We start from the raw sequence: 22,031 nt of genomic DNA, 5'->3' as shown, positions 1-22,031 counted from the left end.
CGCGCCGGCGTCGTGATGACACCCGATCCAGGCGAGCCGCTGGAGGCCGAGGGCGTGCTCAACCCCGCGTCGGGCCGCACTCCCGACGGCGAGCTGTACCTGCTGCCCCGGCTGGTCGCCGACGGCAACGTGTCCCGGGTCGGCCTGGCCCGCGTCGTGATCGAGGACGGCGTACCCGTCGGCGTGGAGCGCGAGGGCGTCGTGCTGGCGCCCGACCGCGACTTCGAGCGCGGCAGGCGCAACTCCGGGGTCGAGGACCCGCGCACGACCTTCGTGCCGGCGCTCGGCCTCCACGTGATGACCTATGTCGCGTACGGCCCGCTCGGGCCGCGCACCGCCGTGGCGGTCTCCTCCGACCTGCGGTCGTGGCGGCGCCTGGGCCCGGTGACCTTCGAGTACGACGACGGGCTGGGCGTCGACCTGGCGCTGTTCCACAACAAGGACACGGTGTTCTTCCCGGAGCCCGTCACCGGGCCGGATGGGGTCGAGAGCCTGGCGGTGCTGCACCGGCCGGTGTGGGACCTCGGCGAGGTCCGCGACGGCGAGGGCGAGCATCCCCCGACCGGTCTGGAGGAGAAGCGGCCGAGCATCTGGATCGCGTTCATCCCCCTGGCCGCGGTGCGGGACGACCTGGGCGAGCTGACCCGGTGGCGGCACAACCGCTTCCTCGCGGGTCCCGAGTTCCCGTTCGAGGAGCTCAAGATCGGCGCGGGACCCGCGCCCGTGCGGGTGCCCGAGGGCTGGCTGCTGCTGCACCACGGGGTCACCGGGCGGCTGGAGCGCGGCGTCGACCAGCAGAAGCACGTCAACTACGCGGCAGGGGCGATGATCCTCGACGCCGACGAGCCGTGGAAGGTGATCCAGCGGACCGCCGAGCCGCTGCTGAGCGCCGAGACCGCGGAGGAGCGCAGCGGCATCGTGCCGAACGTCGTCTTCCCCACCGCGATCGAGCGGGTCGGCGACACCGACTGGGTGTTCTACGGGATGGCGGACTCGAAGATCGGCGTCGCGAAGCTGGAGCGGGTGGTCTGAGCCAACGCCCGGGTCTGGAACGCGGACACCGATCCGGGACATGATGTCGAGACGGCGCCCTCCCGTTCGTATGGACGGTGAGAGGAAGGAATCACCACCATGTCCCAGTACCTGCTCAGCGTCTACCAGCCCGACGGGCCCATCCCGGAGCCGGAGGCCCTCGCCGCGATCGGCGCGGACCTCGACGCCCTCAACACCGAGATGAGGGCGGCCGGAGCCTGGGTGTTCTCCAACGGGCTCCTGCCGCCGGCTTCGGCGACCGTGCTGAAGCCGACCGGCTCCGAGGTGCTCGTCACCGACGGCCCGTTCGCCGAGGGCAAGGAGCACCTCGGCGGCTTCACCATCGTCGACGTGCCCGACCTGGACGCCGCCCTCGAGTGGGGCAGACGCCTCGCCGTCGCGACGACGCTGCCGATCGAGGTGCGGCCGTTCGCGTGACCGCGGCAACGGATGGCGCGGCCGTCTCCTCCGGAACGATCGACTCGATCTTCCGCGAGGAGTACGGCCGCGCCGTCTCCGTGCTCTACCGCTCGCTCGGCGACCTCGACCGCGCCGAGGACGCCGTGCAGGAGGCCTTCGCGGTCGCCGTCGCCCGCTGGCCGCTCGACGGCGTCCCGCCCGCCCCGGCGGGCTGGCTGATCACGACCGCCCGCCGCCGCGCGATCGACCGGCTGCGCCGCGAGGCGGTCGGACGCGAGCGCGAGGCCGAGGCCACGTCGCTGCTCGCGCTGGCCTCCACCTTGGAGACGACCGACGTCGGCCCCGTCGCCGACGACCGGCTGCGGCTCATCTTCACCTGCTGCCACCCCGCGCTCGCGCCGAACGCGCGGGTGGCGCTCACCTTGCGCCTGCTCGGCGGGCTCAGCACCGCCGAGATCGCCCGCGCCTTCCTGGTCCCGGAGGCGACGCTCGCGCAGCGGATCTCCCGCGCGAAGGCGAAGATCCGCGACGCGCGCATCCCGTACCGGGTGCCGGCAGCAGCCGACCTCCCGGAACGGCTCGGCTCGGTGCTCGCGGTGCTCTATCTGATCTTCAGCGAGGGCTACACGGCGAGCGCCGGAGAACGGCTGGTGCGCGAGGAGCTGTGCGACGAGGCGATCCGCCTGGCGCGCCTCCTCACCGCGCTGCTGCCCGACGAGCCGGAGGCGCAGGGCCTGCTCGCGCTCCTGCTGCTCGTCGACGCCCGTCGCCGGGCCCGCGTCGACGCCGACGGTTCGATGGTCGCCCTCCCCGACCAGGACCGCGGTCGCTGGGACGCGGCGCTCATCGCCGAGGGCCACGCGATCGTCCGGCGCTGCCTGGTCGCCGGCCGCCCGGGCCCGTACCAGCTGCAGGCGGCCATCCAGGCGGTGCACGACGACGCGCCACGCGCCGAGGACACCGACTGGCGGCAGATCGTCGCCCTCTACGACCAGCTCCTGCGGGTGCAACCCACCCCCGTCGTCGCCCTCAACCGTGCCGTCGCCGTCGCAGAGGCGGTCGGACCGGAGGAGGCGCTCGCGGCGATCGAGCCGGTGCGCGACGAGCTCGGGTCCTTCTACCTGCTGCACGGGATCCGCGCCGGGCTGCTGCGTCGGGCCGGCCGCCCGGAGGAGGCCGCCACCGAGTACGACGCGGCCGTGCGGCTGTGCGCCAACGACAGCGAGCGGGAGTTCCTCGCCCGGCAGCGGGCGCTGCTGCCCGAGGGCTGATCCGGCGGATCCGGCTGACCCGGCGGATCCGGCGGATTCACCGGCTTCCGTCCGGGCGGCCCGCGGTGGAGAGTGGTGCCATGGACATCGCATTCCTCGGGCTCGGCCGGATGGGCCGCGAGCTCGTCCCTCATCTGATCGACGCCGGGCACAGCGTGACCGTGTGGAACCGCTCGCCGGAGCCGGCCGAGACGATCGGCCGCCGCGGCGCACATGTCGCTGCCTCCGCTGCCGACGCGGTCGCCGGAGCCGACGCCGTCGTGAGCGTGCTGTTTGGGCCGGAGGCCGTGCGCGAGACCCTGCTGGACCCGGATCTAGCCTGGCGGCGCGGCGCGCTCTGGATCGACGTGACAACGGTGTCCCCGGAGGACGCGTCCGGGTTCGCCGAGCGCGCCGCCGCGCTCGGCATCCGCTACGTCGCCTCCCCCGTCGTCGGGTCGCTCGCGCCCGCCAGGGCCGGCGCGCTCGCGGTGCTCGTCGGCGGCGAGCACGACGCCGTCATCGACGCCAAGCGGATCGTCGGGCTCTGGGCCGACCAGGCGAAGCTGCGGACGTTCGCCACGCCGGCCGCCGCCACTGCAGCGAAGCTCGTGGCCAACCTGGCGCTCGCGATCTCGATGGAGGCGCTGTCGGAGTCGTTCCGGCTCGGCCGGGCCGCCGGCCTGACCGCCGACGAGGTGCTCTCGACGCTGTCGCTGACCGCGGTCGCCCCGCTCGCCGCGACGAAGGGCCCGCTCGTCGCCGCTGGCGACTACGACGACGCGCAGTTCACCGCCGGCGCGCTGGCCAAGGACACCCGCCTGATGCTCGCGACCGCCGACGTCCCGCTCCCGGCCGTTGCGCTGGTCGCCGCCGAACTCCAGCGCGCCATCGACGCCGGACAGGGCGACCAGGACTTCTCGGTGATCGCCCGCGACCGTTGAGCGCGTCGCGCTTGTGACGCCGACTCCCGGCCCCCTACGCTCGGCGGAAGGCGTGCAACACGCCGACGACGAGAGGCGGGGGCCATGCGTTTCATCCAGTCGCCGGAGCGGCGCACGCAGACGCACGCTCCGGACACCGTCAGCGCGCCCCTCCTGAAGCGCAGCCCGCTGCTGTTCGGCTTCGTCGTCACGCTCGGCGCGCTGGGCGCGGTGGCGACGGGCTACATGCTCTACGGCCTCCGGTCGATCATCTTCTCGGTGTTCCTCGCCGCGTTCGCCACCGTCGGCCTGGACCCGCTCATCCGCTGGTTCCAGCGACACGGCATGAAGCGTGCCTGGGCGATCGTCACGGTCATCCTGCTCATCGTCGGCGTGCTCGTCGCGATCGTCTGGGTGGTCGTGCCGCTGATCGTGCAGCAGATCACGAACCTCGCGACGGCCATCCCCGCCGAGATCACCAAGCTGCGCGCCCAAGGCTGGTTCGACGGCACCAACGAGGCGAGCAACGGCGTGCTCGGGCAGGCGCTGGCCTGGATCTCCGACCAAGTGAAGAACCCGCAGACCTGGGCGAACATCGGCAACGGCCTGGTCGGCTTCGGCCTCTCGGTGCTTAACGGCTTCACCACCGGCTTCTTCATCGCCATCCTGACGATCTACTTCATCGCCTCCTACGACACCACCAAGGCGTCGCTGTACCACCTGGTGCGCCAGTCCCGCCGCGACCGGTTCGAGGGCTACTCCGAGCGCATCCTGCAGAACTTCGGCAAATACCTGAGCGGGATGGTGGTCCTCGCGTTCTTCAACGCGACCTACAGTCTCATCCTGCTGATCGTGACCGGCGTGCCCGGGGCGTTCCTCATCGCGCTCGCGGCCTTCTTCATCACGCTGATCCCGCTGATCGGAACGGTGCTCACCACCATCCTGATGACCATCCTGGCGCTGATCCACTCGCCGGTGAGCGCGGTCGTCGTGCTGATCTTCATGCTGATCTACATGCAGGTGGAGGCCTACATCCTCACCCCCCGGGTGATGGGCAAAGCGGTGCAGGTCCCCGGCTCGGTCGTTCTCATCTCGGCCCTCGCCGGGTCGACGCTGTTCGGCCTCCCCGGGGCGCTGGTCGCCATCCCGATCTCCGCCGGCATCATCCTGATCGTCAAGGAGGTCGTGATGCCGAGAAAGGACCGGACCTAGCGCTTCTCTGGGGCGACCCCGGGGGCGGTGCCGGCCGCAAGGAACGCCGTGCCGAAGCACAGTTCGTCCCAGGTCGTGTCCACGAGCCCCTCCTGCATGGCCGCCCGGATGGCCTCCCACGGCCGCCGCCCGATCCAGGCGTCGAGCGAGGCCGAGCTCCCCACCACCGCGACCCCAGCGCGGATCAGCCAGCGAGGCGTCCCGTCCGGGACCTTCAGGTCGAGCACCGCCCACCGCCCGCCGCCGGCGAGGGCCGCGGCTCCGTGCGCGACGACGCGCGCGCACTCCGGCACCTGGGTCAGCGCGTAGGTGGAGAGGATCGCGTCCACGCCGTCCGGGAAGTCGTACCCCAAAGAAGAACCTCCATCGAACGATCTTGATCCATGCCCTCCTGAATCGGGCCCGCACCTTGTTCGCTCTCGGCCGAACGCGTGGAAGAAATCTCCCTCACTATGCGCAGACGACTTCGTGCTTGGGCGGACCCGTTCAGCTGGGTGCTCATCGTTGTCGAAGCCGTCGGGGTCCTCGCGAGTATCGCGTGGCCGGCTAGCCAAATCGTGGCTGTGCCAACCTCGCTCGTCGCGTGCTTTGTGGCATTCAGCGTCAAGGGACGGCGAGCGAGCTCGTACAACCGGATATTGATCGTCCTTGGGCTCGTCGCCTTCGTGCTCTTCATCAGCCACATGCGGTCGATCTCCTCGGTGTTCTGACCGAGGCAGCTCTGGATGTCCAGCTCGCGGCGACCTGCAAACGCCAGGGCGGACGCCAATCGGATGCAGACGTGAGGGCGCTTTTCGAATAGGGCAGTCAATAGTGGATGGTGCCCACGGATTCAGCCCACACGCAAAAAGCCCGGTCAGATTTGGCATCTGACCGGGCTTTCAGTGGTGCGCCCCCAGGGACTTGAACCCTGAACCCATTGATTAAGAGTCAATTGCTCTGCCGATTGAGCTAGAGGCGCATTCGTTCCGGTTTCCCGGACCGAGGCTCAACATTAGCATCCGAGTCGGGCAGGGCGCCAATCGGGCCGCGCCCCGCGCGAAGCCCGGGCGTGTCTGCGCGCCGGGCCGCTAGGCTCCTGGCGTGACCGACGCACGCGACACCGTCCAGCAGCTCTCCGACGACCTGGCGCTCGCGCAGCGGCTCGCCGATCTCGCCGACAGCATCTCGTCCGCGCACTTCCGCGAGCGCGGGCTCCACATCGACACCAAGCCCGATCGGACGTTCGTCACGGAGGCCGACCTCGCCGTCGAGCGGGCCATCCGGGAGGCGCTCGCCGCCGAGCGGCCCGGCGACGGCATCCTCGGCGAGGAGTACGGCACCGAGGGCGACGCCGCACGGCAGTGGATCCTCGACCCGATCGACGGGACCTCAAACTACCTGCGCGGCGTCCCGGTGTGGGGCACGCTCATCGCTCTCGCCGAGAACGGCAAGCCCGTCGTCGGTGTGGTCAGCTCCCCCGCCCTCGGCAAGCGCTGGTGGGCCGCGGCCGGCGGCGGCGCGTGGACGACCGACGCGCCTGGGGCCGAGCCGCGCCGCATCCGGGTGTCCGGCGTCGACGACCTCGCGAACGCGTCGATCAGTTTCCAGAGCATCGCGCAGTGGGATCAGGCCGGCTACCTCGACCGCCTGATCGCCCTGACCCGGCGAGTGTGGCGGGACCGGGCCTACGGCGACATGTGGTCGTACATGCTGCTCGCCGAAGGCCTCCTGGACGCGGTCGGCGAGTTCGACGTGAAGACCTACGACCTCGCCGCGCTCATCCCGATCGTCGAGGAGGCCGGCGGCGTGTTCACCTCGGTGACGGGCGAGCCGGGGCCCGGCAACGGCTCCTCGCTCGCATCGAACGGGCTGCTGCACCCTGCGCTGCTCGACGCGCTCGCCTAGCGGTCGGCCGCGCAATCGGCGCCGGCTCGCGACAAGCGCAGCAACGCACCAACACACCGACCCTCGCGACGCCACTCCTGCGCACCCTCGGCCGCGCGACGCCGCACCCAATAGGCTCGAACCGTGAACACCCACACCGACGAGCCCCTCGTGCACATCGCCGGCTTCCGGATGGACTTCGGGCGGACCACCGTCATCCGCGACCTCTCGTTCGACATCGTCCGCGGCGAGACGTTCGGCTTCCTCGGCAGCAACGGCTCGGGCAAGACCACCACCATCCGCGCGCTGCTGGGCATCTACCAGCCGACCGCCGGCGTCCTGCACATCGACGGCAGGGACTTCTCTCCGGAGGCCGGTGAACGCCTCGGCTACCTCCCGGAGGAGCGCGGTCTCTACAAGAAGGAGTCCGTCATCGACGTGATGGTCTACTTCGGCCGGCTGAAAGGCCTGGGCACCGAGCAGGCGAGGCGCTGGTCGCGCGAGTACCTCGAGCGCGTCGGGATCGCCGACAAGGAGAAGGTCCGGCTCGACAAGCTCTCCGGCGGCCAGCAGCAGAAGGTGCAGCTCGGCGTCACGATCATGAACCAGCCGGAGCTGCTCATCCTGGACGAGCCGACGAAGGGCTTCGACCCGGTCAACCGCCGCCTGCTGATGGACATCATCGACGACCAGAAGCGCGCCGGCTCCACGGTCATGATGGTGACGCACCAGATGGAGGAGGTCGAGCGCCTCTGCGACCGCGTCATCCTGCTCAAGGACGGCATGTCGCGCGCCTACGGCACCGTGTCGGAGGTGCAGGAGCAGTTCGGCGGCACGGTCGTGCACGTGGATCACGACGGCACGATCCCGCCCTCCCCCGCCTACCGCATCGCATCGGACGAGCACGGGCACGCCGAGCTGGAGGTGGCGAACGACGCCGACACCGCCGCGATCCTGCACGCGCTGGTGGAGGCCGGCCTCCACCTCACGCGCTTCGCCCCCACCCGCAAATCCCTCGACGACATCTTCGTCGAGGTCTACGGCGCCGAGAGCCGCGAGGAGGACTGACCATGGCCAGACACAACCTCGCCACCGTCATCGGGTTCGAGTTCACCCGCACGATCAAGAAGCGCAGCTTCTGGGCGGTGACGCTCATCCTGCCGATCCTGGTGTTCGGGCTGGGCACGCTGATCGTCTCGGCGAACGTCTCCAGCGCGAACACGGCCGACCAGCAGAAGAACGCGCGCTTCGACTTCCTCTACGTCGACGCCTCCGGTCTGGTCGACCCCGCCATCGCGCACAGCTACGGCGGCAAGCAGATCGCCAGCAGCTCCGAGGGCGTCGAGGAGGTCCAGATCGGCGGCACGCCCGCCTTCTTCGACTACCCGGCCGACCCGTCCAAGCAGGCGATCAAGGTCTACGGGGCCGACGCCGGCGTGTTCCAGAACAGCAAGTACTCGGCCGTCGCCCAATCGCTGCTGTCGGCGAGTGTGGAGGAGAAGCTGGACAGCCCGGTGGATGTCGCGATCCTCCGCGGCGACACGAACACGACGACCACCACCTTCAAGAACGGCGCGGTCGCGCCCGGGTTCGAGGCGATCCTGCCCGCGCTGCTTTTCCTGGCCGCGTTCTTCGTCGTGATCGTCTTCCTGGGCAATCAGATGCTGAACTCGACGCTGGAGGAGAAGGAGAACCGCGTCACGGAGATGATCCTCACGACGATCAACCCGACCAACCTGCTGGTCGGCAAGGTGGTGTCGCTCTTCGCGGTGGGTCTCATCCAGATCGCCGTGTTCGCGCTGCCCGTCGTGGTCGGCTACCTGTTCTTCCGCGACCAGCTCGCCATCCCGAACTTCGACCTGAGCACGCTTGTGTTCGATCCGCAGAAGATGATCGTCGGCGCGCTCATCACCATCGGCGGGTTCGCGCTGTTCACCGGGACGCTCGTGGCCGTCGGCGCGGTCATGCCCACCGCGAAGGACGCCGCGCCGTTCTTCTCCGTCGTGGTCTTCGCGGTGGTCATCCCGATCTATGCGTCCAGCTATGCGATCAGCACCCCGGAGGCTCCGATCGTGCAGATCCTGGCCTACTTCCCGTACACGGCCCCGATCACCGCGCTCATCCTCAACGCGTTCGGCTCGCTGCCGCTGTGGCAGGCGATCATCATCATCGTCGAGCTGTTCGTCCTCTCGTACATCGTGCTGCGGCTGGCCGTGCGGCTGTTCCGGTACGGGTCGATCGAGTACTCCAGCAAGGTGCGGATCCGGGATGTGCTCAGCCGCCGGTCGAGCACGGGCTCGGCGGTCCGCTGATGCGCGCCGTCGTCGTTCCGCAGCCCGGTGACGCTGACGTCCTCGCCGTCGCCGAGGTGCCGGAGCCGCAGCCGCAGCCTGGCGAGGTCCGCATCCGTGTGACCGCAGCCGGCCTCAACGGCGCCGACCTCAGCCAGCGCCGCGGGTTCTACCCTCCGCCGCCCGGCGCGCCCGCGTGGCCGGGGCTGGAGGTGTCGGGCGTGATCGACGCCGTCGGCTCGGACGTCGCGCCCGCTCTCTGGCGCGCGGGTGACCCGGTCTGCGCGCTGCTGCCCGGCGGCGGCTACGCCGAGTACGTCACGGTGGACGCCGGTCTCGTCCTCCCGATCCCGCCCGGTGTCGACCCGGTGGAGGCCGCGGGCCTGCCCGAGGTCGCGGCGACGGTCTGGTCGAACGTCTTCGACCTCGGCGCGCTCGCCCCCGGCGAGACGCTGCTCGTCCACGGCGGTTCCAGCGGGATCGGCAGCATGGCCATCCAGCTGGCCCACGCGCTCGGGTCGCCGGTGATCGCGACCGCGGGCAGCCCGGAGAAGGCCGCGTTCTGCCGCGGGCTCGGCGCGGACGCCGCCGTCGACTACCGCACCGACGACTTCGTGGCGGCCGTGCGCGCCTTCACCGACGACCGCGGGGCCGACGTCGTCCTCGACATCGTGGGCGGCGCCTACATCGCCCGCAACCTGGATGCCCTCGCCACCGGCGGCCGGATCATGTCGATCGCCGTCCGCGACAGGACGCCCGCCGCCGTGGACATGGGCCTGCTGATGCGCAAGCGCGCCCGCATCCAGGGCACGACGCTGCGCGCCCGCCCGCTCGCCGAACGGGTCGCGATCATCGCGGCCGTCCGCGAGCACGTCTGGCCGCTGCTGGAGTCGGGCGCCGTCCGCCCGGTCATCGACTCGGTGTTCCCGCTGGAGGACGCGGCGCAGGCGCACCGGAGGATGGAGTCGTCGGCCCACCTCGGGAAGATCCTGCTGCGCGTCTCCTGAGGCGGGCGTCGACGGCCGCCGCGAGCCCGGCGCCGATCGCGTAGGCCAGCAGGTCGGTCCCCTGGAAGGTCGATCCGAGCACGAGCTCGACCCCGGGGATCGTCGCCGACAGCTGCGCAGGCACGCCGGTGAGCTGCAGCAGCTCCACGGCGGCGCAGATCGCGAAGGCCACCCCGCCGGTGACCGTGCTCGACGCCCGCGGGGCGAGCAGAGCAACCAGCACGAAGACGAGCACGGCGTAGAGCGCGTCGCCCGCGAACGCGCCGGCCGGAGTGTCGACGGTCTCGTGGACGGTGAGGCCGAGGACGATCGTGCCGACCCCCGTGAGAGTCAGGAGGGCGCGGCGGCGGGCGAGGAGAGGCACGGGTCCGAGGGTATTCCGCGATCCCCCGCCCGGGCGTCCGGCCGAGGTCGGATGCGGGGTCCGCCGCTCGGATGAGGCTCCCCAATGACTCGTGCCGCCGATGACCGGTCCGGCCGCGTTCGGTGGGAGGATCGAGGAATGACCGCGCTCCCCTCCGACGACCAGCTGCTCGCCCTGCCGAAGGCGGAGCTCCACCTGCACATCGAAGGCACCCTCGAACCCGATCTGGCGTTCGAGCTCGCCGGGCGGAACGGCGTGCAGCTGCCGTACGCCTCCGTCGACGAGCTGGCCGCGCAGTACGACTTCTCCGACCTGCAGTCGTTCCTCGACCTGTACTACGCGACCATGGCCGTGCTGCGCACCGAGGAGGACTTCGCCGAGCTCACCCGCCGCTACCTGGCGACCGCGGCCGGGCAGGGGGTCCGGCATGCCGAGCTGTTCTTCGACCCCCAGGCGCACGTGTCGCGCGGGGTGCCGATCGAGGCGGTCGTCGACGGGATCAGCGGCGCCCTGGCGGAGGCCGAGCGCGACCTCGGCATGTCCGGCGGGCTCATCCTGTGCTTCCTGCGCGACCAGCCGGTGGAGTCCGCCGACGCCGTCCTGAGCGCCGCGCTCACCCGGCCCGACCGGCTGCTCGGCGTGGGCCTCGACTCCGCGGAGGTCGGCTATCCGCCCGAGCTGTTCGCCGACGTGTTCGCCCGAGCGAAGGACGCCGGACTGCACGCCGTCGCTCACGCCGGCGAGGAGGGTCCGCCCGCCTACATCAGGCAGGCGCTCGACGTCCTCGGCGTCGAGCGGATCGACCACGGCATCCGGGCGGCCGAGGACCCGGACCTGATGGCGCGCCTGGCCGCCGACGGCATCCCGCTGACGGTGTGCCCGCTCTCCAACGTCCGCCTGCGCACGGTCCCGGACCTGGCAGCGCACCCGCTGCTGCGCCTCGACGCCGCCGGGGTCCGGGTCACGGTGAACTCGGACGACCCCGCCTACTTCGGCGGCTACATCGGCGACAACTACCGGGCGATCCGGGATGCGCTCGGGGTCACGGCCGAGCAGTCCGAACGGTTCGCGCGTACCTCCATCGACGCGTCGTTCGCGCCGGCCGGACGCAAGGCCGAGCTGCAGCGGGCGGTGGACGCATGGCGGAGCTGACCGGGGACGCGGCCGGAGGCTGGGTCGGGGGCGTCACGCGGCCGGACGGGCGCCAGGTGCGGTTCTTCGACACCGGAGGCAGCGGAGACCTCGCGGCCGACGCCCCCGTCGTCGTCTGGCACCACGGCACCCCGCAGACCGGAGCCGTCCTCCCGCCCGTCGCCGAGGCGGCCGCGGCTCGCGGGCTCCGCGTCGTCTCGGTCGCGCGTCCCGGGTACCCGGGCTCCGACGCCCTGCCCGGCCGCACCGTGGCCGACGCGGCGACGGACGTGCTCGCCGTCCTCGACACGCTCGGCGTCGAGCGTTTCGCGACGCTCGGCGCCTCCGGCGGCTCCCCGCACGCCCTCGCCGACGCCGCGCTCGCGCCGGGGCGCGTGAGCGCTGCGGTGTCGTTCGCCGGCATCGCCCCGTACTGGGGCGACGTCGACTGGTTCGCCGGGATGGCCGACCCCGGCGGGCTGCGTGCCGCGCTCGCCGGCCGCCAGGCCCGCCTGGCGCACGCCGAGACGGCCGAGTTCGACCCCGAGTCGTTCACCGCCCGGGACCACGAGACCCTGCGCGGCCCGTGGGCAACGCTCGGCGCGGACGCCGCCGCAGGCGCCGCCGAGGGACCGGCCGGCGAGGTGGACGACGACCTCGCCTACGTCGCGCCGTGGGGCGTCGAGCTGGGCGCGGTGACCGCTCCCGTCCTCCTGGTGCAGGGCGGACGCGACCGGGTCGTCCCGGCCACCCACGCCGGCTGGATGCTGGAACGGCTCCGCCGCGGCGAGCTCTGGCTGCGCCCGCGCGAAGGCCACGTCTCCGTGCTGACCGTGCTCGGCGTCGCGCTGGACTGGGTGGTCGCGACCTCCGCCCGCTGACCGGCCCCCGGCCTTCCACCTGCGAGTCGGCCGAGCCTGCGTCCCCGCGCCGCCTCCTTCGTTCTACTGTGGGGTCACGTGTCATGTCGCCAGTCGCCGAACGACCCGGGCACTGGCCGCGGGGAGGAGTACCGATGTCCGAGCTCGACCTCAACCAGCCGCTGACGCCTCCGGACGAGCCGCCGGCCGGGGTGACGCTCACGCCGCCCGCCGCGGTCCCGGAGGTCGGCGGCGACCAGGCCGTCGGGATGGTGGCAGTGCCGCCGGACAAGCGGGCCGAGCTCGCCGCGAAGGCGGACGAGTTCGTCGCCGGCCTGGCCGCCACGGAACCGGGCAGCCCCGAGTTCACCCGCCGCGTCGACGAGATCGCCCGGATGGGCGTTCAGGAGGTCCGCTCGTCGTCCGAGGTGTCCAACCGGATGTTGCAGCGGCCCGAGTCTTCGCTCGCGGCCGCACGCGGACGCGGTGGCCCGTCCGACCCGCAGACCCAGGTGGCGCAGACGCTGCAGCAGCTCCGGACGACGATCACCGACCTCGACCCCGGCCACGCCAACCTCTCCGGCTCGAAGGGCATCCTCGGGAGGCTGCCGGGCGGCAAGTCCGTCATGCGGTACTTCGAGCGCTACCAGCCCGCGCAGAAGCAGCTCGACGCGATCATCACGGCGCTCATCTCCGGCCAGGACGCCCTGTTGAAGGACAACGCGGCGATCGACCTGGAGCGCACCAACCTGTGGGCGACGATGGGCAAGCTCGGCGAGTACGCCACGCTCGCCAAGGCGCTGGACGACTCCATCGAGGCCCGCGCCGCCGAGCTCCGCCGCACCGACCCGGGCCGTGCGGACTCCCTCGTCGCCGACGCGCTCTTCCCGATCCGGCAGCGCCGGCAGGACCTGACGACGCAGATCGCGGTGTCGGTGCAGGGCTACCTCGCACTCGACGCCATCCGCAAGAACAACCTCGAGCTGATCAAGGGCGTCGAGCGGGCCAGGACGACGACCGTCGCCGCACTGCGCACGGCGATCATCGTCGCGCAGGCGCTCGGCAACCAGGAGCTGGTCCTCGACCAGATCAGCGCGCTGAACGACGCCACCAACTCGATGATCGACCGCACCGGCGAGCTGCTGCGGCAGCAGACGGCGCGCGTCCACGAGCAGGCCATCTCCACCGGCGTCAGCATCGAGACGCTGCAGCACGCGTTCGACAACGTGTTCGCCACGATGGACTCCATCGACAGCTACCGCGTGAAGGCGGTGGAGAGCATGGCCAAGACGGTGGACGCGCTGGAGCAGCAGATCTCGAGGTCGAAGAGCTACGTGGACCGGTCGCACTCGCAGAGCTGAGCCGCGGCAGGCCGCGGCCGGACTCAGGGCCGCGGCCGGACTCAGGGGAGGTCGAGCCGCGACGCGCCGAACCGCTCGGACAGGAAGCGCCCGTTGACCAGCAGCGCCGACGCGTCCTGCTCGGCGGCCGCGTCCCGCATCCGCGTGGCCGCACGTTCCAGCTCCCCGAGCTGCGCGATGAGGAGTCCCGAGGCGGTCGACCCGTCCGGCAGGACGTGATCGGCCGCCCACTCCGGCGGCAGCGTGACGTAGGAGCGGAGGGTGTCCGGGAGGTAGACGGTCGCGGTCAACCGCACCACGGCCTCCGGCTCCCCCTGCCCGGCGACCCGCCCGAGGGTCTCGACCAGCAGGTCGCATACCCGCCGGACCTGGGCGACGGCCTCCGCGGGCACCCGCTGGCCGAGACGCACCGGGAGCGTGTGCAGGTCGCCTTCGATGGTCGCGTCCCTGACCTGGATCTCTGAACCGGCCCGCTCCAGCCCGAGCGACTGCAGGGCCCGCGACGACGCGGCCGCGTCGCCCGCCGCCTCGGCCGAGAGCGCAGCCACCCGGGCCGCGAACGCGGTGAGCCAGTCGCCGAGCCGGAGCGCCCGGGTGGCGACGGTCGCTCCCCCGTACAGGCGGACGACCTCCGCCCGCCAGTGCGGCCCCGGCTCGTACTCGAGGGTGAGCATCTCCTCCGCGCCGGTCAGACTGACCCGCGCGATCGACCCGCGGCGCCCGGACACCCGGTCCGCGAGCGTGCGCCTCCGCTCGACGACGAGCACCCGGTCGGCCAGCGGCCGGGGCAGCGCCCGGCGGACGCTCTCGGCCAGTCCGGCCAGGAACGCCTGCGGGTCGGCCGCGGCCTCCGCATCCGTCGATTGCTCCACGCGCTCATCCAACCACGTCGCGCGGTCGTGGTGGGCGCGGGAGCGGGGCGGCCGCGCTCGACGCGCGGCGCGGGCTCAGCGACCGACGGCGGTGCGCAGGATCTGCGCCACCCGCTCCTTGTCCGCGTCGTCGAGCCCGGTCAGCGCGAAGCCGACCGGGAAGACGTTCCCGTCGTCGAGCGTCGCCGCCTGCTGGAACTCGATCGTCGCGTACCGGATCTTGAACTTCGACCCCGGCTTGAACGCGACGACGACCTTGCCGTCGGCGTCGGCGTAGGCCGGCATCCCGTACCAGGTCTTCGCGGCGAGGTCGGTGTTGTCCTTCACGAGCTGATGGAACGCCTCAGCGAGCTCCCGGTCGGTGCCCGTCAGCGCGGCGATCGCCTCGTCGCACTGCGCGGCGGCGTCGGCGCCGGCCTGCATCGCCTTCTTCTCGGCGACGGCCGCCTTGATCGCCGCCTTCTCCTCTTTGCTGAACGTGGTCTCGGCCATGATGTCCCCTTCGCGTGCGTGGTGCCGGTGATCTGCTGAGACTCAATCTACGGTCACGCGGGCGGACGCCGCTTCTCGATATCTGCGCGATCGGGATCTGCTCGATGGATCAGGTGCCGTCCACTTGGCGCTGCGAGAGCCCGCCGTCGATCCGCTCGCCCTCGACGCGCACGGTTATCCGCTCGATGCGGCCGATGGCCCACAGAACACGCAGTCCCTCCGGCCTTCGACCGGTCGAATCCGCCACTCGAGACTCATGATGTCCAGCTCTCGCACGTGATTCGCCAGGGCCAGAGGGAGGTCGAGGAGAATGCGTAGCGCCTCCCATGCCGTCATGCTTCCCACCATTCCGGCCACCGGCGCTATGCTGCCGCCGGCCCCGGTGCGGCCCTTGACGGTCGACATGGAGGCTCTTGCATGATCGTCACGCGTCGCGTCCCGGATGCATCGCCAGCATGTCGATTCCCCGGGAATCACGGTCACTCCGGGAGATCCGATATTCCCGCCATACGCTCCGCCGACGATATGGGGAGTACCGGCCGCGTGCGCGCTGTCGGCCACGACGTCCGAGAGCGTGAACGGATCGGGATCGTCCCCACAGCTGATGACGAGGTCGGCGCTCTCGAGGATGTCGGTCAGGTCGGAAGCCGACCGGACCGATCGTCGGTGCCCGGTCACCACAGGACCATCGTTCACCTCCGCGATTCTCGCGGCGGCGGCGGTCACCTTGGCCACTCCGACATCGGCTGTCGAATAGAGGGCCTGGCGGTTGAGGTTCGACACGTCGACGACGTCAGGATCGACGATGTCCAGCTGTCCGACTCCCGCCAGCGCCAAGCAATGCAACGCCCAGGATCCGACGCCTCCGATGCCCACGACGACGACTCGAGTGTCTCCGAGCCGGTCCTGGAGCTGTCGGGCGGAAGCCGGAAGGTGCTCGAAGGTCGCGATGAACTCTTCGAACAGGAGACCCTGACGGGCGTACCGCGGGTCGCCCGTCCATTTCTCTCCCCGGCCGAGAAGGCGCTCGCTCCGGAGGAGTTCGAGGCACTCGTCCACGATCTTGACGTCATCCTGAGTCGATGCCGCGAATGCGGCGCGAAGTTCAGCGACTGAGCGCGTCCCGTCGAGCAGAGGCATCAGCTCGATGACAGCGTCCGTCGCACGGAACTCCTTGACCCGCAGATCGCTCAGCGAGACGAATTGGAGGAGGTCCTCGCGCCGGAAGACGAGGACGCAGTTCCTGAGTCGAGGGTGAGTGTCAGTTGTGTCCACGAGAGTTCCGGCAGGCCGATGTCTCACTGGGCTGCCAGTGCGACGAGGGGGTCGACTCTGCCGGCTCGCCGCGCGGGGCCGATCGAGGCGAGCGTGAGGAACGCGAAGGTGACCACCGCGAGCAGCAGGAAGGCGGCAGGTTCCACTGAGACGCGGAGGCTCACACCCAATGACCGCGCGATTATCGTGGTCAGCAGCGCTCCTGCGGCTTGGCCCAGCGCTAGTCCGACGATGAGGGCGGCGGTGGACACGTAGATCGCATCCCACATCACCAGACCCGCGACACCGCGTCGCCGGGCCCCTATCGCGCGGAGCGCACCGAACTCGCCCTGGCGGCGGTGCACCGCGAAGGCCATCACTCCCGAAATGCCGATGGCTCCGAGCCCGAAGGCGATGAGGACGACCGAGAACGCCGACGCCGAGTATGCCGCCAGCTCCGCGATCGCTCGGTCGCGCATCGCGGCGCCGGTGATGACCGTCACTCCAGGGATGTCGCCGACCTGTTCGGCGACAGCGTCCCGGACGCTCGGCGCGGAGGCTCCCGGAGAGACGGAGACGTTCCATCCGGTCTCGCCGGTCAGCCCCAGCCCGCGGGCGATGGAGATCGGTACCAGCACCTGTGTCCCGGTGACCAACGAGTCGAAGGTTCCGACGACGGTCAGCTGCTCCGCGGCCGCGCCACGTGACAGGGTCACTCGGTCGCCCACGCCGGTCCCCGTGGATTTCGACAACGCCGCTGGAAGGACGATCCCCTCAGACTCGCGCAACCGTTGCGGCGTGGTCTGATCGTCGCCGTCGTTCCAGGGCAGCTGCGCCGTCTCGAAGTAGGTCTCCGGGTCCACCCCGAGAACGCTCACGCCGATCGCCCCTCCGGTCGCTCCGGTGAAGGTCGCCTGGTCCACGATCGTCCCCGAAACAACGTGTACGCCCGCAACTCCGGCGATCCTGCGGGCCATCCCCTCGTCCAGCGGGACCGCCGACGCGGCCTGGACATCCGCACCGAACTGCCGGGAGATCTGCTGGGTCATCGCCGCGCTGATCGCGGAGACCCCGATCACCAAGGCAAGCCCGAGACAGACGATTGCAGCGGTCATCGACGCGATCATCCCCAGCGGATTCGATCGCCGAAGGCGCTGTGCGGATGCCCGAGCCGGCCAGCTGCGCAGGGTGGGGATTCGAGCCAGCGTGCGGAGAGCTGTCGGCGCGAGGAACATCGACGCCAGGATGAGGCCCAGCAGACCGATGACCTTGACGGTGTCGTGATCGACGAAGAGAGCGCCGGCGGCAGGAAGCAGAAGCACGGTCACGACGCAGACCCGTACCCAGCCAGGCAGCCGCTTCGGATCCTCCTGAGCGATCGTGGCAATCGGCGGGTGGTGCAGCACCGCGACGATCGATCGCGCCGCCCCCGCCAGCCCGGCCGCGAGCCCGGTCGCGATCGCCAGCGCGACCTGCCAGACGCCGACCGCCATCGGGGGGAAAGGCAGGCCGTTGTTCGAGGTCAACAGCAGATTGAGAAGCGCGCTGACCCCGAATCCCGCACCGATGCCCGCGATCGCGCACAACACGCTCAGGACTGCCGCTTCCGCGAGCACCCTGCTGGCGAGCCACCGGCCGGAGGCCCCGACGGCACGCATCACGGCGTAGGTGGAGCTCCTCGTACGAATGGCGCCACCCAGGGCGACGGCGATGAGGATCGCCGACACGGCGACGGTGACGACGGAGGCGAGCACGAGGACCAGCGTGATCGTGGTCAAGAGCGGGCCGAAGGCGGACGTCACTGCGGAGGTGTCCTGCAGAACCAACCCTGCGGGCAGGTGCGCGGAATTGCCGGCTTTCCAGGTGTCCGCGGAGCCGGAGAAGGTGAGATCGACTCGGGTCACCTGGTTGGGAGCATTGAACAAGGTCTGCGCGGTCGTCAGGCTGACAAAGATGTTGTCGTAGGCGAGAACTCCGAGATCTCGAGGATTCGCGATTCCGACGACGTCGAGATCCGTGCGTCCTGTCGCTGCTGCCACGGCGATCGAATCCCCGACGGACACGCCGAGTCGTTCCGCGATATCGGCCGGGAGCAGAGCTTCCGTGCTGCCCTCGGTCGGAAGCCGGCCCTGCGACGCCAGCCTGCTGACCCTCGCGTTGAGATCGGTCGAATAGCCGGTGACCGTCAGATCCGCCTGCGCTCCGTCCTCTCCACGCACCGACGTCCCGCGGCTGAACGTCTTGATCGCAAGAGCGACTCCCGATAGGTCGGCCACCGCCGCGGCGTCGATCTCAGAGAAGGGCGCGCCGGCGGTCGCCGAGACGATGCCCGCCTGCCCGATCCCTCCGAGAGCGTCCACTCCGGCCCTGAGCGTGGCGCCCACCGAGGCCGAGGTCAGGAGGGTGCCGAACAGCAGAGCGACACCGGCCGTCAAGGCCGACGCGGCGACCGCGTATCGACGACCCTCAGCGAAGAGCTGTCGCAAGCCACGAGCGAACATGCTCGCCCCTCTCCACGTCGGATCGCCCTGCCGACCTGGACTCATGCGTCAGTTCGTCGACCACGACGCCATCGCGCAGCGCGATGACACGGTCCGCCACGCCCGCCGCCCGGAAGTCGTGGGTGACCAATACCCCGCAACGGCCCTCGGCCGCGTCGATGCCCTCGCGGATGAGGCTGAGGACGATATCGCTGTTCTTGGTATCCAGATTTCCGGTCGGCTCATCGGCGAGCAGCGCATCCGGACGACCGAAGACCGCCCGCCCCAGCGCCACGCGCTGACGCTGGCCACCCGAGAGAAGGTGAGGCATTCGGTCAGCGTGATCGATGAGGTCCAGTTCGACGAGGATGTCGAGCGCGTGGCTGTGCCAGTCCGACCGTCTCTTGTTCGCCACGATCGCGGTCAACGCGATGTTCTCGATGACGGACATGGTCGGTACGAGGTGGAACGACTGAAAGACGAACCCGATGTGATCACGGCGGAAGTCGGTGCGCTGCTTCTCGGTCAGCGTGGAGACATCACGATCGGCGAACGAGATGGTTCCTGTCGTCGCGCGGTCGAGGCCTCCGATGAGCTGAAGCAACGTGGACTTGCCCGACCCCGACGGCCCGACGATCGCGACGAGCTCGCCCTCTCGCACGGTGAGGTCCACGCCTCGGAGGGCGTGCAGCTCGTTACCCGCAGAGTCCGAGTAGGTCCGGGTGAGCCCCTTCGCGACGATGATCTGGTCGCTTCGACTCATGACGGCGCCCCGACCGGCTCGGGGTGCATCCGGTCGAATTCGTACCACATCTCCCACTCCCCGAACTCGCCGGCGAGGAGTGTTGCTTCGATGACGGACCACAGTTCCTCGAGTGCGAACGCGTCGTCGGGACTGCTGGACGGTGCACTGATCGGCTCGTGGTACTCGAGTTCGAACCGACCATCGTCAGATGACCGGAGTGAGACGGGTACCATCGGCGCCCCCGCAGCGCGGCTGATGAGAACGGGCCCGAGCGGCGCTTGCACCGTCGTCCCCAGAAACGGAACTCGTCGATGATGGTCATCGATCCCGCGCGGATCGAGTTCCGGGAAGATCGAGAACGCGCGACCTGCATGTAGCGTGTTCAGCGCACGCCGAAAGGTCGATTCGGACCCCAGTTGATGGGCCTCGATATCCAATGAGGGAAACGCCAGCTCCTGGATCGCGGCGAAGTTCATGCGATTGAACACGAGGCTCACGGGGATGTGATGGGCCATCAGGGGACCGATGGGATACGAGGGCCCGACATGGAGCGGTAGCGCGAGAACACCATCACCCTGTCGTTGCGCATGGCGCAGATGCTCCAACCCGGTGACCGAGACGACCTGCTCGAACAGGAGCCTCGGGTCGTTCAGCCACAGGCAGAGAAATGTCGACTCGAATTGAAGCTTGGGGCCGTACGTCGAGAACCGTCGCGCTTGGCGGTCGCGGTCGCGATCGTCCAACGCCGGCGCCTGGCTCATGAAGGCAAGCGTCCGCTCGAGAATGGCGTCCGGGTGCTCTACAGCCGGAACGCGTTCCAGGTATGAAGGCTTGTCGTATCCCGCAAGCTCAGCCATCATGCCCCAGGCGCGCGCAGGACCCGCTTCCTGAAGCGCTGCGAATAGGGCTGGATGGTCCGGGAGTTCGAAGAGGTTGAAGAGCGGCAGGCCCATAGAGGCGAGGTTCCTTCCGGTGCGCCGAGAGGTGGTTCAAGAGAGTGCGGCGGTGGCGCCTCCGCCGCACTCACTCGTGTCAGCTGCACATGCAGCCACTGCCACAGGCGAGCGTCGCGCCGGCCTTCAGGTCGATATCCTCGATCTTCTCCACGTTTCACCTCCTTCGAATTGATGTATCGATGAAACATTACACGATGGCGTTTGGGTATCTACAATTGATGTAATGGTGAAAACGCGGGTGCCTAACACAAGCCTTAAAGAGAAAAGGCCGCCCAACGGGCGGCCTTTCAGAACTCGAACAACGCGCGATGACGACCATCGGTGGAGATGGGGGGAATCGAACCCCCGTCCACTGCTGTGGTCATGTGCCTTCTACGGGTGTAGCCAGTTAAGTCGCTTTCTCAGCCCCGGAACTTGTCGCTGGCACCTGCTCCGACGGGCTCAGTATCAGTTGGAGTCCCTCTGCGCCCTGATGCTCAACGCAGAAGCAAGTCTTCTAGCTGACGCCAGGATCCGGGTAGAAGACAGTTCCCGGTCTGACGGTCTCTTCAGATGGCGAAGGGGAACTTACGCCGCGAGGGCGAAGTCGGCCTTGGCCGAGACAGTGCTCTTGTTATTGGCACTTATTTTTTTGCATGGATCGTTTACGAGATAACCATGCATCCTCGACCCGCTTCTCACACTCTCGCAGACAATGTCGAAACCGATCATCCCCGTGCGACGGCCGTGAGGCCGGGTCGTCATCGCGCGCTGTTGAGTTGTCCAGATACACGCCGCTCCTGGCGGCGAGCTTCTCATTCTACAACAACACCGTAGCGGCTTCTATGCCACGATCGGTGAATGGCCGACACCATCATCACCGTCCAGGGCGAATACGAGTTGAAGCATCCGGCCGAGCGGGGTGCGGTGCGGCTCAGCGTCGCGCACGAGGGCGAGCAGCGCGATGAGACACTCGCGCTCGCCACCCAGCGGCACGCGTCGCTCGCGGCGGAACTGCGCGAACTGAACAACCCGCAGACCGGGCCGGTGACGTCGTGGGCGTCCGACCAGCTGCGCGTCTGGGGCGACCGGCCGTGGAACCAGGACGGCCGCCGGCTGGCGCCCATCTACCACGCCGAGATCGGGATGGACATCACCTTCAGCGACCTGACCGCCCTGTCCGACTGGGTGGGGGTCGTGTCCATGCTCGACGGCGTCGTGATCCAGGGCGTCACCTGGACATTGACGGAGGCTCGGCGCCAGTCGATCACGCAGGAGGCGCGGCGGCGGGCGGTGGAGAACGCGGTCGCCAAAGCCACGGTGTACGCCACGAGCCTCGGCCTGACGAGCGTGAAGCCGCTCGCCCTCAGCGACCCGGGGATGCTCGGCGACGTGCCGTCGAACGGTCAGCCGGTGCAGCCGCTCATCGCGCGCGCGGTGTCGGCCGACTTCGGCGGAGCGACCCTCGCGCTGAAGCCCGAGGACATCACGGTCTCCGTGCAGGTGCACGCCCGGTTCGCCGCGTCCTGACGAACG

General features: G+C 69.9%; 21 protein-coding genes, 1 tRNA gene and 1 other RNA gene. 13 read left to right on the top strand and 10 right to left on the bottom strand.

Features of this window, described 5'->3' with window-relative positions; genetic code table 11:
* The first annotated feature begins 15 nt into the window (after window positions 1–15).
* The 5 genes from AC3A3H_RS10575 to AC3A3H_RS10555 all read left to right on the top strand — a co-directional run bounded on the left by AC3A3H_RS10575 (window position 16) and on the right by AC3A3H_RS10555 (window position 4,837).
* Entirely contained in the window at window positions 16–1,032 is a 1,017-nt protein-coding gene (locus AC3A3H_RS10575; protein WP_487614610.1) for a glycoside hydrolase family 130 protein, read from the top strand.
* Between the two features lie 99 nt (window positions 1,033–1,131).
* Window positions 1,132–1,470 carry a YciI family protein gene (locus AC3A3H_RS10570; protein ID WP_487614519.1) on the top strand — a complete coding sequence of 113 codons (339 nt, stop codon included), beginning with the start codon at window positions 1,132–1,134 and terminating at the stop codon, window positions 1,468–1,470.
* Window positions 1,467–2,723, top strand: coding sequence for an RNA polymerase sigma factor (locus AC3A3H_RS10565; protein ID WP_487614518.1), 1,257 nt, complete (start codon window positions 1,467–1,469; stop codon window positions 2,721–2,723). The genes AC3A3H_RS10570 and AC3A3H_RS10565 overlap by 4 nt, the downstream gene beginning before the upstream one ends.
* 80 nt (window positions 2,724–2,803) lie before the next feature.
* Entirely contained in the window at window positions 2,804–3,646 is an 843-nt protein-coding gene (locus AC3A3H_RS10560; protein ID WP_487614517.1) for an NAD(P)-dependent oxidoreductase, read from the top strand.
* 84 nt (window positions 3,647–3,730) lie between these two features.
* Window positions 3,731–4,837: an AI-2E family transporter gene (locus AC3A3H_RS10555; RefSeq protein ID WP_487614516.1), complete on the top strand. Its 1,107-nt coding sequence runs from the start codon at window positions 3,731–3,733 to the stop codon at window positions 4,835–4,837.
* Here the strand turns inward: AC3A3H_RS10555 and AC3A3H_RS10550 are convergent.
* On the bottom strand, window positions 4,834–5,190 hold the full coding sequence (locus AC3A3H_RS10550; protein ID WP_487614515.1) for a hypothetical protein: 357 nt from the start codon (window positions 5,188–5,190) through the stop codon (window positions 4,834–4,836). The two genes, AC3A3H_RS10555 and AC3A3H_RS10550, sit on opposite strands and share 4 nt — an antisense overlap.
* 532 nt (window positions 5,191–5,722) lie before the next feature.
* A tRNA-Lys gene (locus AC3A3H_RS10545) sits at window positions 5,723–5,798 on the bottom strand.
* Between the two features lie 122 nt (window positions 5,799–5,920).
* Here AC3A3H_RS10545 and AC3A3H_RS10540 point away from each other — a divergent pair.
* The 4 genes from AC3A3H_RS10540 (at window position 5,921) to AC3A3H_RS10525 (ending at window position 10,001) form a co-directional block, all read left to right on the top strand.
* Window positions 5,921–6,724, top strand: a complete 804-nt coding sequence (locus AC3A3H_RS10540; protein WP_487614514.1) for an inositol monophosphatase family protein — start codon at window positions 5,921–5,923, stop codon at window positions 6,722–6,724.
* Between the two features lie 171 nt (window positions 6,725–6,895).
* Window positions 6,896–7,771 carry an ABC transporter ATP-binding protein gene (locus AC3A3H_RS10535; RefSeq protein WP_487614609.1) on the top strand — a complete coding sequence of 292 codons (876 nt, stop codon included), beginning with the start codon at window positions 6,896–6,898 and terminating at the stop codon, window positions 7,769–7,771.
* A 2-nt stretch (window positions 7,772–7,773) separates the two neighbouring features.
* Entirely contained in the window at window positions 7,774–9,015 is a 1,242-nt protein-coding gene (locus AC3A3H_RS10530; RefSeq protein WP_487614513.1) for an ABC transporter permease, read from the top strand.
* The gene (locus tag AC3A3H_RS10525) at window positions 9,015–10,001 is read left to right on the top strand and encodes an NAD(P)H-quinone oxidoreductase (protein WP_487614512.1); all 987 of its coding nucleotides are present in this window, start codon (window positions 9,015–9,017) and stop codon (window positions 9,999–10,001) included. Before AC3A3H_RS10530 ends, AC3A3H_RS10525 begins: the two co-directional genes overlap by 1 nt.
* On the opposite strand, the gene AC3A3H_RS10520 is transcribed toward AC3A3H_RS10525, so the two are convergent.
* On the bottom strand, window positions 9,904–10,365 hold the full coding sequence (locus AC3A3H_RS10520; protein ID WP_487614511.1) for a ribosomal maturation YjgA family protein: 462 nt from the start codon (window positions 10,363–10,365) through the stop codon (window positions 9,904–9,906). The two genes, AC3A3H_RS10525 and AC3A3H_RS10520, sit on opposite strands and share 98 nt — an antisense overlap.
* A 138-nt stretch (window positions 10,366–10,503) precedes the next feature.
* On the opposite strand from AC3A3H_RS10520, the gene AC3A3H_RS10515 reads away from it, so the two are divergent.
* From AC3A3H_RS10515 to AC3A3H_RS10505, 3 genes are all read left to right on the top strand, one after another.
* Window positions 10,504–11,517 (top strand): adenosine deaminase, encoded by a 1,014-nt coding sequence (locus tag AC3A3H_RS10515; RefSeq protein ID WP_487614510.1) that lies wholly within the window; start codon window positions 10,504–10,506, stop codon window positions 11,515–11,517.
* Window positions 11,505–12,377, top strand: a complete 873-nt coding sequence (locus AC3A3H_RS10510) for an alpha/beta fold hydrolase (RefSeq protein WP_487614509.1) — start codon at window positions 11,505–11,507, stop codon at window positions 12,375–12,377. Before AC3A3H_RS10515 ends, AC3A3H_RS10510 begins: the two co-directional genes overlap by 13 nt.
* Before the next feature lie 134 nt (window positions 12,378–12,511).
* On the top strand, window positions 12,512–13,717 hold the full coding sequence (locus AC3A3H_RS10505; RefSeq protein ID WP_487614508.1) for a toxic anion resistance protein: 1,206 nt from the start codon (window positions 12,512–12,514) through the stop codon (window positions 13,715–13,717).
* Between the two features lie 41 nt (window positions 13,718–13,758).
* Here AC3A3H_RS10505 and AC3A3H_RS10500 read toward each other — a convergent pair whose 3' ends face one another.
* From AC3A3H_RS10500 to ssrA, 7 genes are all read right to left on the bottom strand, one after another.
* Window positions 13,759–14,589 (bottom strand): hypothetical protein, encoded by an 831-nt coding sequence (locus AC3A3H_RS10500; protein WP_487614507.1) that lies wholly within the window; start codon window positions 14,587–14,589, stop codon window positions 13,759–13,761.
* Window positions 14,590–14,664: 75 nt separating this feature from the next.
* Entirely contained in the window at window positions 14,665–15,081 is a 417-nt protein-coding gene (locus tag AC3A3H_RS10495; protein WP_487614506.1) for a hypothetical protein, read from the bottom strand.
* 174 nt (window positions 15,082–15,255) lie between these two features.
* The gene (locus AC3A3H_RS10490; RefSeq protein ID WP_487614505.1) at window positions 15,256–16,356 is read right to left on the bottom strand and encodes a HesA/MoeB/ThiF family protein; all 1,101 of its coding nucleotides are present in this window, start codon (window positions 16,354–16,356) and stop codon (window positions 15,256–15,258) included.
* 23 nt (window positions 16,357–16,379) lie between these two features.
* Window positions 16,380–18,719, bottom strand: coding sequence for an ABC transporter permease (locus AC3A3H_RS10485; RefSeq protein WP_487614504.1), 2,340 nt, complete (start codon window positions 18,717–18,719; stop codon window positions 16,380–16,382).
* Window positions 18,720–18,801: 82 nt separating this feature from the next.
* Window positions 18,802–19,578 (bottom strand): ABC transporter ATP-binding protein, encoded by a 777-nt coding sequence (locus AC3A3H_RS10480; RefSeq protein ID WP_487614503.1) that lies wholly within the window; start codon window positions 19,576–19,578, stop codon window positions 18,802–18,804.
* Complete coding sequence (locus AC3A3H_RS10475; RefSeq protein ID WP_487614502.1) at window positions 19,575–20,513, bottom strand: lysophospholipid acyltransferase family protein; 939 nt, start codon at window positions 20,511–20,513, stop codon at window positions 19,575–19,577. Before AC3A3H_RS10475 ends, AC3A3H_RS10480 begins: the two co-directional genes overlap by 4 nt.
* 322 nt (window positions 20,514–20,835) lie before the next feature.
* Window positions 20,836–21,231: a transfer-messenger RNA gene (gene ssrA, locus AC3A3H_RS10470) on the bottom strand.
* A gap of 125 nt (window positions 21,232–21,356) precedes the next feature.
* Between ssrA and AC3A3H_RS10465 the strand changes: the two genes are divergently transcribed.
* Window positions 21,357–22,025 carry an SIMPL domain-containing protein gene (locus tag AC3A3H_RS10465; RefSeq protein ID WP_487614501.1) on the top strand — a complete coding sequence of 223 codons (669 nt, stop codon included), beginning with the start codon at window positions 21,357–21,359 and terminating at the stop codon, window positions 22,023–22,025.
* Window positions 22,026–22,031: the final 6 nt, after the last annotated feature.

The organism is Leifsonia sp. Soil_N53 (assembly GCF_057655165.1).
The sequence above is the reverse complement of the archived record's forward strand: the minus strand, read 5'-3'. Positions and strand labels throughout refer to the sequence as shown.